17 protein-coding genes are annotated in these 16,147 nt (G+C 35.2%); 15 read left to right on the forward strand and 2 right to left on the reverse strand.

From position 1 onward, the window contains the following. Positions 1-49 precede the first annotated feature (49 nt). The 7 genes from nrdE (at position 50) to ABF682_RS00660 (ending at position 7,707) form a co-directional block, all read left to right on the forward strand. Positions 50-2,194 (forward strand): class 1b ribonucleoside-diphosphate reductase subunit alpha, encoded by a 2,145-nt coding sequence (gene nrdE, locus ABF682_RS00630; RefSeq protein ID WP_415618739.1) that lies wholly within the window; start codon positions 50-52, stop codon positions 2,192-2,194. 10 nt (positions 2,195-2,204) lie between these two features. Then, entirely contained in the window at positions 2,205-3,134 is a 930-nt protein-coding gene (locus ABF682_RS00635; protein ID WP_415618668.1) for a ribonucleotide-diphosphate reductase subunit beta, read from the forward strand. Positions 3,135-3,145: 11 nt separating this feature from the next. Further along, complete coding sequence (nrdF, locus tag ABF682_RS00640) at positions 3,146-4,096, forward strand: class 1b ribonucleoside-diphosphate reductase subunit beta (RefSeq protein ID WP_415618669.1); 951 nt, start codon at positions 3,146-3,148, stop codon at positions 4,094-4,096. A 194-nt stretch (positions 4,097-4,290) separates the two neighbouring features. Next, complete coding sequence (locus ABF682_RS00645; RefSeq protein WP_415618670.1) at positions 4,291-6,132, forward strand: heavy metal translocating P-type ATPase; 1,842 nt, start codon at positions 4,291-4,293, stop codon at positions 6,130-6,132. Positions 6,133-6,176: 44 nt separating this feature from the next. Beyond that, positions 6,177-6,407: a heavy-metal-associated domain-containing protein gene (locus tag ABF682_RS00650; RefSeq protein WP_415618671.1), complete on the forward strand. Its 231-nt coding sequence runs from the start codon at positions 6,177-6,179 to the stop codon at positions 6,405-6,407. Then, positions 6,407-6,949 (forward strand): DNA-binding protein, encoded by a 543-nt coding sequence (locus tag ABF682_RS00655; protein ID WP_415618672.1) that lies wholly within the window; start codon positions 6,407-6,409, stop codon positions 6,947-6,949. Before ABF682_RS00650 ends, ABF682_RS00655 begins: the two co-directional genes overlap by 1 nt. A gap of 83 nt (positions 6,950-7,032) precedes the next feature. Beyond that, on the forward strand, positions 7,033-7,707 hold the full coding sequence (locus ABF682_RS00660) for a Crp/Fnr family transcriptional regulator (RefSeq protein WP_415618673.1): 675 nt from the start codon (positions 7,033-7,035) through the stop codon (positions 7,705-7,707). A 45-nt stretch (positions 7,708-7,752) separates the two neighbouring features. On the opposite strand, the gene ABF682_RS00665 is transcribed toward ABF682_RS00660, so the two are convergent. Beyond that, the gene (locus ABF682_RS00665) at positions 7,753-8,394 is read right to left on the reverse strand and encodes a Crp/Fnr family transcriptional regulator (RefSeq protein WP_415618674.1); all 642 of its coding nucleotides are present in this window, start codon (positions 8,392-8,394) and stop codon (positions 7,753-7,755) included. A 91-nt stretch (positions 8,395-8,485) separates the two neighbouring features. Here ABF682_RS00665 and ABF682_RS00670 point away from each other — a divergent pair, with 91 nt between their 5' ends. The 5 genes from ABF682_RS00670 (at position 8,486) to ABF682_RS00690 (ending at position 11,301) form a co-directional block, all read left to right on the forward strand. Continuing rightward, positions 8,486-9,052: a hypothetical protein gene (locus ABF682_RS00670; RefSeq protein ID WP_415618675.1), complete on the forward strand. Its 567-nt coding sequence runs from the start codon at positions 8,486-8,488 to the stop codon at positions 9,050-9,052. Then, positions 9,046-9,207, forward strand: coding sequence for a hypothetical protein (locus ABF682_RS00675; RefSeq protein WP_415618676.1), 162 nt, complete (start codon positions 9,046-9,048; stop codon positions 9,205-9,207). Before ABF682_RS00670 ends, ABF682_RS00675 begins: the two co-directional genes overlap by 7 nt. Before the next feature lie 83 nt (positions 9,208-9,290). Then, positions 9,291-9,680, forward strand: a complete 390-nt coding sequence (locus ABF682_RS00680) for a tautomerase family protein (RefSeq protein ID WP_141055485.1) — start codon at positions 9,291-9,293, stop codon at positions 9,678-9,680. A 350-nt stretch (positions 9,681-10,030) separates the two neighbouring features. Beyond that, the gene (locus ABF682_RS00685; protein ID WP_415618677.1) at positions 10,031-10,459 is read left to right on the forward strand and encodes a MarR family winged helix-turn-helix transcriptional regulator; all 429 of its coding nucleotides are present in this window, start codon (positions 10,031-10,033) and stop codon (positions 10,457-10,459) included. After that, positions 10,456-11,301 carry an alpha/beta fold hydrolase gene (locus ABF682_RS00690; RefSeq protein ID WP_415618678.1) on the forward strand — a complete coding sequence of 282 codons (846 nt, stop codon included), beginning with the start codon at positions 10,456-10,458 and terminating at the stop codon, positions 11,299-11,301. Before ABF682_RS00685 ends, ABF682_RS00690 begins: the two co-directional genes overlap by 4 nt. 223 nt (positions 11,302-11,524) lie before the next feature. Here ABF682_RS00690 and ABF682_RS00695 read toward each other — a convergent pair whose 3' ends face one another. Further along, positions 11,525-12,139: a LexA family protein gene (locus ABF682_RS00695; RefSeq protein ID WP_289978788.1), complete on the reverse strand. Its 615-nt coding sequence runs from the start codon at positions 12,137-12,139 to the stop codon at positions 11,525-11,527. Between the two features lie 174 nt (positions 12,140-12,313). Here ABF682_RS00695 and ABF682_RS00700 point away from each other — a divergent pair, with 174 nt between their 5' ends. The 3 genes from ABF682_RS00700 to ABF682_RS00710 are packed head-to-tail and all read left to right on the forward strand — an operon-like array spanning position 12,314 to position 16,123. Beyond that, the gene (locus tag ABF682_RS00700) at positions 12,314-12,523 is read left to right on the forward strand and encodes a hypothetical protein (protein ID WP_415618679.1); all 210 of its coding nucleotides are present in this window, start codon (positions 12,314-12,316) and stop codon (positions 12,521-12,523) included. Then, positions 12,516-12,893, forward strand: coding sequence for a hypothetical protein (locus ABF682_RS00705; RefSeq protein WP_415618680.1), 378 nt, complete (start codon positions 12,516-12,518; stop codon positions 12,891-12,893). Before ABF682_RS00700 ends, ABF682_RS00705 begins: the two co-directional genes overlap by 8 nt. A gap of 53 nt (positions 12,894-12,946) precedes the next feature. After that, entirely contained in the window at positions 12,947-16,123 is a 3,177-nt protein-coding gene (locus ABF682_RS00710; protein WP_415618681.1) for a glycoside hydrolase family 70 protein, read from the forward strand. Positions 16,124-16,147: the final 24 nt, after the last annotated feature.

The raw sequence follows: 16,147 nt of genomic DNA on the forward strand, positions 1-16,147 counted from the left end.
AACTTAGGAAGAAAAGGAGAATCTAATAATGACAACTAGCATTTCAGAAATGAAAAAAACATATTTCTACCTGAATAATTTAGTAAATATTCCAGTTAATGGCCAAATCCCGTTGAAGTACGATCAAGAAGCATTAGCTGCTTTTTATAAAGAAGAAGTAAACTCACGAACAAAAAAATTTACCTCATTGGATGAGGAATTGGCATATTTAGTACGAGAAAAATATATTGATTCTAGTGTTTTAGAGAAGTATTCTAAAGAATTTGTGTATAGACTTTTTACTCGATTACGCGCAAAGAAGTTCTCTTTTCGTAGTTTTTTAGGCGCTTATAAATTCTACATGCAGTATGCGATGAAAACAAATGATAATCAGGAGTTTTTGGAAGATTTTACAGATCGGGTTGTTTTTAATGCTTTATATCTAGGACACGGTGATTCAGTTCTAGCAGATGAAATTGCTGAAGAATTAATTAATCAACGATATCAACCAGCAACGCCAACATTTTTAAATGCGGGTAAGAAAAGACGAGGTGAAATGGTTTCTTGTTTTTTAATTGATTTAGCAGACTCAATGCTGTCAATTGGACGTGGAGTAAATTCAGCATTGCAACTATCACGAATTGGTGGTGGTGTTGGAGTTAATTTGTCTAATCTACGGGCATCAGGAGACCCTATTAAGAAGATTGCAAATGCATCTTCAGGTGTTGTGCCGGTAATGAAGTTACTAGAAGATTCTTTTAGCTATAGTAACCAATTGGGTCAGCGAAACGGAGCTGGTGTTGTTTATTTAAATGTCTTTCATCCAGATATTCTACATTTTTTAGATACAAAAAAAGAAAATGCAGATGAAAAAATTCGAGTTAAAACATTATCGTTAGGATTAGTTGTACCAGATAAATACTATGAATTACTAAAAACTAACCAGCCGATGTATCTATTTAGCCCTTATGATGTTGAACGAGAGTATGGTAAATCATTTTCTTATGTGGATATTACAAGGGAATATGATAATTTAGTAGCTAATTCTAAAATTCAAAAGAAAACAATCATGGCAAGATCATTGGAGCAAAAGATTTCACGGTTGCAACAGGAATCAGGATACCCTTATATTCTTAATATTGATACTGTTAATAAAAAAAATCCAGTTGCAGGAAAAATTATTATGAGTAATTTGTGTAGTGAGATTCTGCAGCCGCAAGAGCCCTCTATACTTGATGATGATTTATCATATAAAAAGATGGGGACAGATATTTCTTGTAACTTAGGTTCAACGAATATTATGAATATGATTTCTTCACCTGACTTTGGACATTCAGTTGAAGTGGCAGTTAGAGCATTAACGACTGTAACAGATACAACCAACGTTAAAGAGGTACCAACTGTTAAACAAGGAAATGCACTCTATCATACTATCGGGCTTGGTGCAATGGGATTACATACAGCACTTGCACGGCATCAGATTGAATATGGTTCTCCTGAGGCACTTGAATTCACAGAGGCCTATTTTTTAGCACTAAATTATTATTCACTTGTAGCAAGTAATAAAATTGCACAAGAAAGAGATAAGGTATTTAAGGATTTTGATAAATCAACGTATGCGGATGGAAGTTATTTTAACCGCTATTTAAAGCAAGACTTCGATTTTAAAAGTAGTAAAGTTCGTATAATCTTTGAGAGAATTAAGTTGCCAAAAATTATGGATTGGCAAATGCTAAAGCAGAATGTAATGGACAGTGGGCTTTATCACCGTAACCGATTAGCAGTAGCTCCGAATGGTTCAATCTCTTATGTGAATGAGACTAGTGCTTCGCTTCACCCAATCACCCAATTAGTTGAGCAACGCCAGGAAAATAAAGTTGGCTCAATCTTTTATCCTGCACCATATCTCTCAAATGAGACACTGCCATTTTATAAACCAGCCTATGACATTGATCAACGTAAAATAATCGACACTTATGCTGTTGCACAAAAACATATTGACCAAGGGATGAGTTTAACCCTCTTTATGCGCTCTGAATTGCCCCAAGGGCTTTATGAATGGAAAAAAGAGGGTACTAAAATGACGACACGCGATCTTAATCATTTAAGAAATTATGCTTGGACAAAGGGAATTAAGTCATTATATTACGTAAGAACTTTTACAGAAGACGATGAGATTAAGACGGCAAATGAATGTGAAGCATGCATGATTTAAGGAGGAGCAAATGAGTTATTTATACTATAAGGCAATTAATTGGGATGAGATTGAAGATAATTTTGATAAGTATGCTTGGGAACAGTTAACTTCGAACTTTTGGTTAGATATCAGAATTCCAGTTACGAATGATAAGGAATCTTGGGAGCAGCTTTTGACTACTGAAAAGCAACAGATGAGTCAACTACTCGCATCAGCATCATTATTAGCTTGCTTACAATCTGAGTTTGGAACTCCGATGCTACGTGGTGATAAGCGGACACAGCAAGAAGAAGCAGTTTTAAATACAGTTACTTTTATGAAGTCAGTGCATGCTAAAAGTTGTACTACGGTTTTTCGAACCTTATTAACGGCACAGCAGTCCAAAGAAGCATTTCACTTTGCTGATTATGAACCTAACCTACAAAAAGAGACGGAACAATTGATAGCAGTTTTTCAAAGTGGCACATCATTACAGAAAAAAGCGGTTTTTATTCTGACTGAGATAGGTCTTTCTGTTGGTAAGTATTATCCTATCTTAAAACAAACTAATTTGGCAAACCTAGAACAGCTAGTACTTAATATTCTACGTGGAAGTGAAATTTTTTGTGCATACATCGGTTATAAATTTAGATTAGGTTTTTCGGAATTAGAAAATAAACAACAAGAACAGATAAAAAGCTGGGTCGAAAACTTTTTTTCGGAATTAATAACTACAGAAACGGCATTTTTAACAGCAAATAATTATGAAAACCAGGATTTACTTAATCTTTGCTATTGGGGTACCAACTATAGTTTGAATTTACTAGGAATGGGACCTATTTATTCCGTTAAAAAGACATCGCTTATTGAAAAATTAGAACGGATTTTTATCGACCAAAATAAGTTTTCACAGCAAGTTGCAGCTGCAAATAATGAAGCTGATACAGAAGATATGACGGATGATGACTATGATTTCTAGGAGGAATAGGATTGAGCTATAAAACTATTAATTGGGATGTAGTGGAAGATGAACTTGATGAATATGTTTGGGACAAGGCAACGGCACAGTATTGGCTAGATACTCGTGTTCCGGTATCAAATGATTTGCGTGATTGGAGGATTCTTTCAGCTACAGAAAGAGCAGTTATTAATAAAGTTGTTGGTGGATTAGCATTACTTGATACATTGCAATCAGAAGAAGGGGTCGCTGTTATGCGTCCTGATGTTCGTACGCGTAAGGAAGCAGCTGTGCTGAATGATTTCTTGATGATGGAATCTATTCATGCCAAAAGCTATGGGACTATTCTAACTTCGCTTAATGATCAAGAAACAGTTAGTGAAGTTTTTGAGTGGATGAATAATAACCCACAGATGCAATATAAGGCAAAAAGGATTAATGATATTTATCAAACAGGGGATGGATTACAAAAAAAGGTAGCGAGTGTTTTCTTAGAAGGAATTCTTTACTATACAAATTTCTTCACTCCCTTATGGTATCGTGGAAATAATAAGCTGGCTAACTTATCGGAAATAATAAAGCTGGTTATTCGTGATGAATCGGTGCATGGAACCTATCTGGGTTATAAATTTCATCAAGGATTTGATGAACTACCCGCTGCAAAGCAAAAAGATTTTAAGAAGTGGATGGACAATTTGTTAGACGATTTACTTGAAAATGAATTTTCATTTACGGAAAAAGTATATGCACCAGTGGGATTAGCAGCGGATGTAAAGCAATTTGTCCGTTATAATGCAAATAAAGCATTGCAAAATATGGGTTTTGATGTACTCTTTCCACACGCGGAACTTAAAGACATTAATCCAATTGTAATGAATGGAATTTCTACGGAAACTGCTAACCATGATTTTTTCTCTCAGGTAGGAGCTGGGTATTTAATGGGAAACGCCGAAGTCATGGATGAAAATGATTATGATTTCTAGTAGTTACTTAAATATAAAGAATTAAATAAATAGCGTAATACATAGAAGGAACTAGGTCAAAATTAAATTTTGGCTTTACGCCTTCTATTTATTTTATTCTAAGTAAAAAATAACTTTCTAGCAAAATCTTGATACTTATCAATTAAAAAATCTGGTTATTAGATTAGGCTGGTAATGGAAAGGGGGAGTGACGAGTGAATAAGTTTCAAATATTTTTTAAAAAATATGAGCGAATGAATGTATTGATGATGTTTATTTTATTACTAGTAGCTAAAATAGTACATTACCTTCACATTATTCCGATTGGTTACAGTATCTTAATGATTGTAGTTTCCGTATTGGGAGGAACACCAATAGCAATAAGAGCATTTGAAGCTTTACGATATAAAGCTATTTCAATTGAGTTGTTGGTAATAAGTGCAGCTTTGGGCGCCCTTATTATTGGCGAATTTGATGAAGCAGCAATTGTAGTCTGGTTATTCAATCTTGGTAACATTTTAGAAACAATTACTTTGAAAAAAACACGTTCTGCTGTTAGAAACCTAGTTGAAATGGTGCCACAAATAGCATTTAGAGTTAAGGACAACCAAAATTCTGATATTGAGGAAGTTGAAATCGACGATATTAATGAAGGCGACTGCCTGTTGGTTAAAACCGGTGCTCAGGTTCCTGTGGATGGAGTAGTCGTAGAAGGTAAAGGATATACGAATGAGGCAAGTATAACTGGTGAATCTAGGAGATTGAAAAAACGAACTGGAGATGATGTTTTTGCAGGGACAATTCTTGAAAATGGGACTTTGATAATTCAAACTAAAAGAGTAGGAGAAGATACCACCCTTGGAAAAATTATTGAACTAGTTGAAGAAGCCCAAGATAGTAAGGTAGGTGTACAAAAGACTATTGATAAATTTGCCAAGTACTACACACCTTTGGTAATTATTTTGGCAATTATAGTTGGTCTGATTTTTAGTAACTTCAAGTTAGGTATTACGATACTTGTTCTTGGGTGCCCAGGAGCGTTAGTAATTGGAGTACCGGTTTCTACGGTTGCAGGAATTGGTAGCGCTGCTAGAAAAGGTATCTTGGCAAAGGGCAGTGATAGTTTTCAGGTGTTAAAGAATGTCGATATGCTGATTTTTGATAAAACTGGAACTATTACTAAGGGAGAACCAGAAATTACTGGTAGATTCACTTATAATGGGATACCCGCAGAAAATGCTAGTATTTTTTATAGTATCGAACGTGAATCAAATCATCCTTTGGCTAGAGTAATTAGAGAAGAATTCAGTGATCGTAAGTTATTGTCGATTGATGCTACTACCGTGATAAAAGGACAAGGAATAAAAGCAGCAATAAAAGGGATTGAAATCTTACTTGGGAATGAACAGTTGTTGATGAACGGTGGTGTTAATCTTAAAGCTGCTGCGACTGTTAAGTTAGAAAAAACAGGTCAATCATTTGTTTATCTTGCGGTTAATGGGGAGCTGCGTGAGGTATTGACAATTAGTGATGCACTACGTGAAAATACTGCTGAAGTTTTTAATCATCTTAAACAACTAGGTTTTAATAACTTAATCATTCTTTCAGGAGATAATCTTGCTGCAGTTCAACAAGTTGGACAAAAACTCGGGGTAAAAAGTGCGATAGGAGACCTACTTCCAGTCGATAAAGTAGCTAAAATTAAGGAATACCAAAATGCGGGACACCGCGTTGCTTTTATCGGGGACGGGATTAATGATAGTCCAGCGCTGACCACTGCTGATATTGGAATAGCAATGGGAAGTGGGACAGATGTGGCTTTAGATGTTTCTGATATTGTATTGATGAACTCGGATTTAGATAAACTCCCTATTGCTATTCATTTTTCAAGAAGGGTAATAAAGAATATGACTGAGAATATTATAATTGCAATTGCGGTTGTATTCCTATTGTTCGGTGGACTTTTAATGAACTATATTTATATGGCTTCAGGAATGTTGGTCCATGAGTTAAGTATCTTAATTGTAATTCTTAATGGAATGCGTCTTTTAAAATAAAAGTATAGAAAGTTATTAATTGATAAAGGAAGGAAGAAATAAAAATGACAAAAGTAACAATGTATTTGGGTGAATTGACTTGTCCGTCTTGTCTAACAAAAATTCAAACTGCACTTAAGAAACAAGGAGTTGCAGAAGTAAAGATTCTTTTTAATACAGGAAAAGTAATTATTCGCGTAAACGGAGAAAGACCTACAGCAGCAGTGTTAGAACAAGCTATAACAGATTTAGGATATAAGGTTATGAAAGTACGTGTAAAAGAGGAGGCAAAGTAATGTCGATAACTGAAGAGAAGTACCAACAAGAATTAGTCCAAGCTGATAAAGATCACCACACACCGACTGCTGGTGCAATGGTAGGTCATATTACTGCAAATTTATTAGTTCATATTTTAAAAATCACGCAGGTTAAGTGGTTTATCACGGGAGAAACTACAGTATTTCTAGCACAAAATGCAGATAATTGGATAGAGAAGGAATATGAATTTTTTAATAGTATCAACAAATTGCTGGTGGGCGAAGGGGAAACAATTCCTACAACAACTCAGCAGGTTACAGAATATACGATGCTGGAGGAAAATGGTGCAGAAAAATTTGAAGAAGGGAAAAAGCAGTTATTTAATTTAATTAAAGATTTTGATACCCAGCTTTTATTTGTTACACGTGCGATTAAATTGGCAAAACAGGAAAAAAAGGACGTATTGGTTAGTAAACTTTGTGAACTATACGGATGGATGAAAGAACAGATTTTTAAAGGACAACGCTTTTTAGGGTATGAATTAGCAGGAGGACTAAATACGGAAGAAGATAAAGAGTAATCTTAATTAAGAATTTTATAGATTAACAAGTTGTTTTAGTTTTAGAAAAATAAATAGTTAAAGAATTTGGGAGATGATATAAAATGGACACTGGTAAGAAAAAGCATCTTTGTGTTCACTTCGTACCAATTTTTGCGGTATTAGACCAAAATAACCAAGAACAAGTCGAGGAACTTATCCATTACAGAGAGTTTAAACAAGGAGAACAAATATTTAGACCTGGGAACACACAGCAGTTATTTATTGTTGCACGTGGAACAGTAAAGGTTTATCAATTAACTGCAGGAGGAAAGGAACAGTTTTTAAGAATGTTGACTCCAGGAGAATATGAGGGAGAAACATGGCTGTTTGGTGATTCTAACAATAGTCTCTACGCTGAGTCAACAACGGATTCCCAAATTTGTATTTTACATCGGACGGATTTACAGCAACTATTGAAAAAATCTCCAGCACTAGCAATAAAATTACTAGAAAATAGCGTTGCTAAAACAATTACTTTGGAACAGCAGAATAAATTTTTGGTATTGGAACGAATAGAAGAGCGACTTGCGGCTTATTTAGTCTACACCGCAAAAGTACTAAATAAGTATACTTTTACGATTCCAATGAAGATGAAGGAGTTAGCAACTTTTTTAGGAACTACTCCTGAAACGTTATCCCGTAAATTTAAAACCTTGGAACAGGTTGGGTATATTGAGCGTCAACAGCGCCAAGTAATTCTGACAGATACTGAAGGCCTTGAGAGTATCTGGGAGTAAAATAGGGGAATTAAAATTTAACTTTTAGTTATGTTCAATCAAAGACTAAAGTAACTGAATTTCACGACCTGTAACCTTAATTCGTTTTTCTTGTATTAATACATGTAATTGTCTACTAAGAGTTTCAGGAGTTATTCCAAGCATACTAGCTAGTTCCTTTTTCTTAATGGGAAGTAAGAACTTAGTTTTTCCTAAAAGTTGTTGTAAATCACCAAAGTAGGCCATAATTCGGTTCTTTGCATCTAGAAGATCCCGGCGGACATTATTACGCTCGATTTCAATTAATTGGTTACCAAAGTTATTTAAGATAGATAGCGATAAATCAGGAGAGTGTTGGAGTAATCCTTGAAAGTCGGTGTATTTAATAGAACAGACCCAGGAATCCTCAAGTGACTGAATAAAATTATAATTTTTAATGTGCTTAAAAAGATGCTGCTGCCCCTCAATATCACCACTATTTAAAATGTAAATTATTTTTTCTCGTCCATCTTCTGCAACATTGTAGACCTTTGCGCTACCTTCATCAATAATAACCATTCCGTCAGCGTCAGCAAGCGGTTGCTGAATTAAGGCTCCTCGGGGATAAAATTCACGATGAGAGGAAATTGTTAGTAATCTTTCTTTAACCCTTTGTGGAAGATTAACGAATAGAGGGGATCTACTAATACATTTTAACTCAGAATGCATAAAAAATACTCCCTTCTTGATATAAATCAATTTTATTAAATGAATTATAACATATTATTAGTATATGCTAAATTCATGAGGAGGAGCTTATATGAGTAAAAAGTATATTGCAGAAATTGTGCCATTAAACAGTGAGGTTATCGGTACTAAAGCACACGGAAAAGCTGTGTTTATTGAAGAAGGGAGCCATTTGAATATAAAGATTGATATGTTTGATACACCAGCAAATATGCAGCACTGGGAACATTTTCATGGATTTCCTAATGGTCAGATCGCACAGATTGCTACAAAAGAGCAGGATGTTAATCATGATGGATTTGTAGATTTACCAGAAACAGAAGCGGTTTCCGGTACAACAATGGTTCCATTTGATAATACGCCGCATCATATGCATATTCCAAATGATAATTATCCTATTTCTGATGATAAGGGATATTTTTCTTACGAAATTAACGTACCATTGAACGAGTTACGGAAAAAGTTTAAGGAAATATTTGGAACCGATGATCTTGAATTAGATAAGCGTGTTATATATGTTCACGGTGTTCCACAAGGTTTTAAGTTACCGAATACAGTAGCAGGAGAAGTCGGTTGTTATGATACCCATGTAACTTTACCAATTGCGGTTGGTAAGATTGTGGAGGTTAATGAATGTTAAATACAAGAATGACCTTTAATGTTATTGCTGTAGTTTTTTATACAATAACGTTATTTCTCGTTATTTTAGATCAAAATATGTTAGCAATGTACGCAATGGCAATTGAAATGCTAGTAAGTGCAATTATGACATTATTTGGTTTGCAGAAGTCTTAATTTTTTATCGGTCAGATATATTGAAAAGTATTTTATAGTAGATTATCATAATATAGAAGTTATATAAACTAGGAGGATAAGTTATGCCATTAATGAGAATTGATGTGGTTAAAGGCCATGATGAAAGTTATTTGAAAAAAATGTTAGATATTGCTTATGAAGTTCAAATAGAAACATTGCACACGCCGGAGGGTGACCGTTATCAGATTTTGACACAGCATGAACCATTTGAAATGCAGATCTTAGATACAGGATTAGGAATTAAACGTACAAATGATATAGTTGTATTTAACTTAGCAACACGTCCTCGTGCAACTAAGGATAAGAAACAATTCTATAGTAAATTAGTTGAACGATTGAATAAAGATTTAGGTCTTCGAAAAGAGGATGTTATGTTTAGCTTAGTTCCTAATAATGACGATGATTGGAGCTTCGGTAACGGAGAAGCACAATTTTTAAACGGTAAACTTTAATAAGGATAAGATAAAGAGGGACTATAGATCGGGAAAGTTTAACACCAACTTAGAGTTACAAACATAGTAAGTATCTTACTATGAGTAATTTGAAGTTAAATAGAGAGTTTTAACTTATAGAACATGTTTATACAGGATAAATAGAGAGGGTGGATCAAAATTTACTTTTGACTCAGCCTCTTTTTTTGTTCGAATTCTGCAATACCCTTTAGTAGAGATATAGTCAAAATTTAGATGTTATTATGTTACTAATAAATTATTGAGGATTATATAAAAAAATAGTTGAAGAAGTTTCTTTTAAGTTATATCATGTATATACACGAAAATATAGATAAGGAAGTGTTTATTTTATGGGACATCAATTTTACCAAACTTGTGCCTATTTTACTGCGGAAAAATATACACGAGCAGTTGAAAAATTAGCGGGTCAAGTTTTTATGCCAACACAACTACCACCACCATATTCATATATTATGATGTTTGTTGAGGATCATAATCCAACCACTATTATGCAGATAACTAGTAGTTTGGGATATGATCGTTCATCAGTTTCTCGAATGACAAAAAAGCTGGTAAACTTAGAACTTTTATCAACAACCAATAAAGGTAGAGAGACACAGTTAATGCTAACTACTAAAGGAATATCATTTTTGAGGGTCGCTAATAACTGTTTGAATAATTTAAAAAAATTAACGGATGAATTACTAAGTACCGACAAAGTAAAGATGACGACGCTACTTAATAAAAATGAAAAGAAGATAAGGAGTTGGATAAATTGATTAAATATCAAGAAATAAAAATTGAGACAGAAAATATTTTTTACCGTGAGGCGGGGAATCCTGAAAACCCAACATTTGTGCTTTTCCATGGATTTCCTTCGGCAAGTCATATGTTTAGAGACTTGATTCCCCTGTTAGCCAAGAACTTTCATGTTATTGCTCCGGATTATCCGGGGTTTGGCAGGTCAAGTGCTCCTGATTATCGAGAATTTTCTTATACTTTTGACCATTTAGCACAAATTATGGAGAATTTTTTGAAGCAGTTAAAAATTAGTAGTTTTTATATGTATGTTTTTGACTACGGTGCGCCAATTGGATTTCGGATTGCAACAGCCCATCCGGAGTGGATTAGAGGAATTGTTAGTCAAAATGGTAATATTTATCGGGAAGGTTTGGGGGAGAAATGGGGTGAAAGAAAAGATTTCTGGGAACATCCAACTCCCGAAAAAAGGGAACAGTATCGGACCGCTTTTAAGCCAGAAACGATAAAGGGACAGTATCTTTATGGTACACTTCCAGGAACCGTTTCCCCGGATGGATATATGCTTGATATTGCTTATACACATTCAGCAGGATATGCCGATAGACAGCTGGAGTTAATTTTTGATTATCAGAATAACATTAAGTTATATCCTGTATTTCAAAAGTATTTGAGAGAAAATAAACCCCAACTTTTAGCAGTTTGGGGACGTAATGATCCCTCGTTTATTTATCCTGGAGCACTGGCATTTAAAAAGGATGATCCAAATACACAAGTAGCTTTATTAGATAGTGGTCACTTTGCTTTAGAGAGTCATGCGTCTATTATTGCACAGTTAATTATTGAATATTTTCTAGAGTAAATAGCGGATTTAAAAAGTAACCTTTATTTACTCAACAACCAAAATAAAGAGGAAAATGAGATATAAGTTGATAAAACATGACTTTTGTTTCAGTTCCTTTTTTATTTTCTCTTTTCCTTGCCTTTCCCATGCATCTTTGCTAACAAACCGCTTGCAAAGGCTACGAATAAAGAACCAATCAGATTGAAAATTTCTTGCATAATAGTTTCATCTCTTTTTTGGTTTAGAGTTGTGACATATAACGTAGCGCTTTACCCAAAATACGAATTGGATTTTCACGACTTGAAACAATTGGATGGTATTCTGGATTATCAGGTAGTAATAAAATTATGTCTTTAGAATGCTTAATTCTTTTTAAGGTTGCTTCGTTCTCATTGGTTAATAAAACAGCTGCAATTTCACCATCTTCAACATCAGGCTGCTGCCGAATCAATACATTAGCTCCATCAGGAATTGTTGGATTCATTGAACGCCCTTTGGCACGCAAATAAAAAAGTTTACCTGATGGCAAAGTTTCCTTGGGTTCTTCAATATAACCATCAATATTTTCTTCAGCTGTAATTGGATCACCACAAGCAATTACTCCTAAGACGGGAATGTTGACCGTCCCGGTAATTGGCTGAAAATTACGAGGGATACCTAATAATTCTTCAGGTGTTACTTTAAGAGCTTTGGCAAACTGGTCTAAGCGGTTCAAAGGAAATGACCGTGTTTTATTAAAGTATTTTGAAACAGCAGATTTGGCCATCTTAGTTCTGCGAGCCAGTTCACTAATTGATAGGTTTTGTTCACGACTTAACCTGATAATTGTTTCAACCACCTCAGTATTGTTTTTCATCTTTACACTCCTCAGATTAAATATTTATTCTAAGTATATTATATCATTGTTCTCTAAAAGGAACAATGATATTCTTTTATTTCAATAGTTGACAATGAAGAACGGAGGGGTTAAGCTAATGCTGTTCTTTATTGAGAACGAAAACTGCAGCTATTTTTTAAGGTGGTGAGCTACATGGACAGAAGAATATGCTGGTATGCGTTATATCGTGGCGATGAATTTGTTGATGTTGGAACACTTAATGAATTGGCGGTTCGTCATCATACTTCAATTAAGACACTGCGTTTCAAAGCAACTCCGACGTATGCTGCCAGAACAACTTATTCAGATACAATCAGGGTTTATAAACTGGTGGACTCTGCAGGAGGTGAAAATAATGATTGAGAGAATTTTTTTGGAATTACGTACGCTATGGGAAACAAACAGGCATCAACTTAATTTTTGGGTTTCTTTAATTGCTTTCGGTGGAATCATAATGTTGATGGTTGCTAAATGGATATGGCACGTAACGATTTCTGCGGCTGATATTTCGGTAATGATTAGTGCAATTGGTTCATTAATTATTTTAATCGGTAATATTTTGAATAATCAGATTTTAATTTCAACTGGAAGCAAGTTACAAAATCCTCAATTTAAACAAGCTTTGGAAGATGCTAACCGAACAATTGAATTGTTAACTAAAGAACTTACAGTTTTAAAGCAGCAACAAAAGGGAAAAATAGAGCAGACAAAAAGCGAACATATGTTTGATTGAACGAAAATTTGGGTTTAAGATAATGACAACCTAAAGGAAAGGAAGTTTTTTAGATGAATCAAATAGTATTAGAAAAGCCAGAGAATTTTTATGATGGCGAAGGTTCAAAGGTAAAAAGAACTGCACAGACAGTATCTTTTGAACAAGTTTTTGGTAGTTTGGGAATTCCAGTAATTGTAGGAGGTGAATATGTAAATCTTAGCGATACATGGTTTTTTGTTGATGCTCAGGGAAACAAGGTTAAAGGTTTAAATTTAATTGATGGTAACTTACAGTATTTTGATCAAACTTCGGGTGCACAAGTCAAAGGTGAGTACGTAAAAAGCGGAGGAACAACTTTTTATTTTGATAAGGATTCAGGAAATGCTATTCCATACACTCTGGAAGAAAATAGTAAAAAAACTGCTTATCAAGCAAATGGGCGACCAGCAGGTTCAGGTTTTTTCACTGACCAAGATAAGTTGACTTACTATTTTGACAAGCGTGGTTCATTTGTAACCGGAATCCAAAATATTGGTGGAAAAGTCTACTATTTCGATGAGGACGGTTATCTGGTTAAAGACCAAGTAGAAACAATTAAGGGTAAAGCCTATTATTCTGCAGCTGTGACCGGAAGGGTTGAACGGTTAGTCTTACAGCAGATACCAGCGAAAGTTGATTCAAACAAGGCTGTTAAAAGATTTGCGGTACACAATGTTGCAAAGACAAGAAATATCCAAAGTTTTGAGACGTTAAATGGTTATCTAACCGCTGATTCTTGGTATCATCCTAAGGAAATTCTAGCTGGTGGGAAAACGTGGAGAAAATCCAAATTTGAAGAATTCCGCCCACTTTTAATGGCATGGTGGCCAAATAAGGGTATTCAAGCAGATTATGTAAATTATATGATTGAACGTGGAGTTGTTGAAAGCAGTCATGTATTTTCCGCAACCGATAGTTGGTTAGGGCTTAATAGTGCTGTGCAGACTATTCAAATCGCTTTAGAAAAAGACCTAACCTTAACTAAATCTACTAAATGGTTACGCCAGTTAATGCATCGTTTTATCAAAACAGAGTCAATTTGGAATAAATCAACAGAAGATGTTAGCTCTGATGGACTGCAGTCTTTGCAAGGTGGCTTTTTGACATATCAGAATAGTGATAGAACACCCAAAGCAAACTCTGATTATCGGATTTTAGGTTATGTTCCTTCATATATTAAGGATCACGGTAATAAAGGTTCTGAGTTCTTATTGGCTAACGATATTGATAACTCAAACCCGATTGTTCAAGCGGAGGAATTGAACTGGCTTCATTATTTGCTGAATTTCGGTTCAATCACAGCAGAAGATTCATCTGCAAATTTTGATGGCATTCGTGTTGATGCAGTTGATAACGTTGATGCAGATTTATTGCAGATTGCTGCTGACTACTTTAAGGATGCCTACCATGTTAATGAAAATGAACAAATAGCGAACGCTCATTTATCAATCTTAGAGGATTGGGGTAGTGATGATCCACAGTATATCTATGACCAAGGTGCTAATCAATTGACGATGGATGATTATTTTGTCGGTCAAATGAATTCTTCTCTGGAAAATACACCGGGTTCGAATGATAAAATGGGCCGCTTTTTACAATGGTACTTGATTAACCGGGCGGAAGATAGCACTGACAACACAGCAATTCCTAACTATACATTTGTCAGAGCACATGATTCTAACTCGCAAGACCAAATTCAAAAGGCTGTTCAAGCAGCAACCAGTGGCGAATATGGCGACTTTACATGGGAGCAACTGGAGCAAGGGCTACAGCTATATTATGAAGATCAGGCAACAACGGATAAACAATATAATCGTTATAATATGCCGAGTGCTTATGCACTGTTGTTAACCAATAAGGATACCGTTCCGCGTATCTATTATGGGGACATGTATCTTGAAGGTGGACAATATATGGCTAATAAGACAATTTACTATGATACAATTACCAATTTATTGGCAAGTCGGATTAAATATGTTGCAGGCGGACAAACGATGGCAGTTGATAGCAATGATATCTTGACCAGTGTTCGTTTTGGAAAAGGGGCATTGACGGTCGATGATCAAGGGACAGCAGAAACTCGGACAGAAGGAATTGGAGTGGTTGTTAGTAACAATACCAGCTTGAGTTTAAACGATGATGAACAGGTGATACTGCACATGGGGACAGCACATTCTAACCAAGCCTACCGCGCAGCTGTTCTAACCACAAAAGATGGAGTCATTAACTATACTTCAGATGAAAGTGCACCAATTGCATATACTGATGATAATGGAGACTTGACTTTTACAAATCAAGACTTAGTAATTAATGGAAAAGCGGAGGCTAATACAAGTATTAAAGGCTATGCTAATCCGGAAGTTACAGGTTACCTAGCAGCTTGGGTGCCTGTTGGGGCAACCGTTGAACAAGACGCACGCACAGTAGCAGAAACAACAGCTTCAACTGATGGAAAGGTCTTTCATTCAAATGCAGCACTAGATTCAAATATTATTTTTGAAGGCTTCTCAAACTTTATTTCTTATCCAGATTCACATGATAGCAATACAAATGTAATTATCGCCAAAAACACTTCACTATTCAAAGCATTAGGTTTCACAAGCTTTGAATTGGCACCACAATATCGTTCAAGCGGTGATAAAACATTCTTGGATTCAAGAATTGATAATGGATATGCTTTCACTGATCGCTATGATCTTGGTTTCGGAACTCCAACGAAATATGGTACGGTAGATGATTTGCGAAATGCTATTAAAGCATTACATGCAGTTGATATCCAGGCAATTGCTGATTGGGTCCCAGATCAGATTTATAACTTGCCTATTGAAGAATTGGTAACAGTCAATCGAACAGACGAAGAGGGAAATCAATTGGCAGACTCTGAAATTCATGAGTTGCTGTATGTTGCCAATACCATTGGTGGCGGAAAATATCAAAAGAGATATGGTGGTAAATTCCTAGATGTATTGGAAATCGAACATCCAGACTTATTTAATAATATTCAAGCCTCAACAGGCAAAACGATTGATGCAAGTATAAAAATCGAGCGGTGGGCAGCAAAATATTTCAATGGAACAAATATTTTAGACCGTGGGATTGGATATGTGTTACGCAATGAAGACAATGAGTATTTCTTTGTGGATGAATCTAATTCAATTCAACAAAAATTATTGCCCGGGAAATTAGATGTATCAGATGTAATTGAATAAACGTAGGAGAAGGGTTAGGTCAAA

The sequence above is a fragment of the Liquorilactobacillus sp. genome, assembly GCF_047719775.1.
GTDB lineage: Bacteria > Bacillota > Bacilli > Lactobacillales > Lactobacillaceae > Liquorilactobacillus.

What these genes read in the sequence shown, in the direction of transcription:
- nrdE (WP_415618739.1), top strand. Translation starts at nt 50, where the DNA reads ATGAAAAAAACATATTTCTACCTGAATAATTTAGTAAATATTCCAGTT.
- ABF682_RS00635 (WP_415618668.1), top strand. Translation starts at nt 2,205, where the DNA reads ATGAGTTATTTATACTATAAGGCAATTAATTGGGATGAGATTGAAGAT.
- ABF682_RS00650 (WP_415618671.1), top strand. Translation starts at nt 6,177, where the DNA reads ATGACAAAAGTAACAATGTATTTGGGTGAATTGACTTGTCCGTCTTGT.
- ABF682_RS00655 (WP_415618672.1), top strand. Translation starts at nt 6,407, where the DNA reads ATGTCGATAACTGAAGAGAAGTACCAACAAGAATTAGTCCAAGCTGAT.
- ABF682_RS00660 (WP_415618673.1), top strand. Translation starts at nt 7,033, where the DNA reads ATGGACACTGGTAAGAAAAAGCATCTTTGTGTTCACTTCGTACCAATT.
- ABF682_RS00665 (WP_415618674.1), bottom strand. Translation starts at nt 8,394, where the DNA reads ATGCATTCTGAGTTAAAATGTATTAGTAGATCCCCTCTATTCGTTAAT.
- ABF682_RS00670 (WP_415618675.1), top strand. Translation starts at nt 8,486, where the DNA reads ATGAGTAAAAAGTATATTGCAGAAATTGTGCCATTAAACAGTGAGGTT.
- ABF682_RS00675 (WP_415618676.1), top strand. Translation starts at nt 9,046, where the DNA reads ATGTTAAATACAAGAATGACCTTTAATGTTATTGCTGTAGTTTTTTAT.
- ABF682_RS00680 (WP_141055485.1), top strand. Translation starts at nt 9,291, where the DNA reads ATGCCATTAATGAGAATTGATGTGGTTAAAGGCCATGATGAAAGTTAT.
- ABF682_RS00685 (WP_415618677.1), top strand. Translation starts at nt 10,031, where the DNA reads ATGGGACATCAATTTTACCAAACTTGTGCCTATTTTACTGCGGAAAAA.
- ABF682_RS00695 (WP_289978788.1), bottom strand. Translation starts at nt 12,139, where the DNA reads ATGAAAAACAATACTGAGGTGGTTGAAACAATTATCAGGTTAAGTCGT.
- ABF682_RS00700 (WP_415618679.1), top strand. Translation starts at nt 12,314, where the DNA reads ATGGACAGAAGAATATGCTGGTATGCGTTATATCGTGGCGATGAATTT.
- ABF682_RS00705 (WP_415618680.1), top strand. Translation starts at nt 12,516, where the DNA reads ATGATTGAGAGAATTTTTTTGGAATTACGTACGCTATGGGAAACAAAC.
- ABF682_RS00710 (WP_415618681.1), top strand. Translation starts at nt 12,947, where the DNA reads ATGAATCAAATAGTATTAGAAAAGCCAGAGAATTTTTATGATGGCGAA.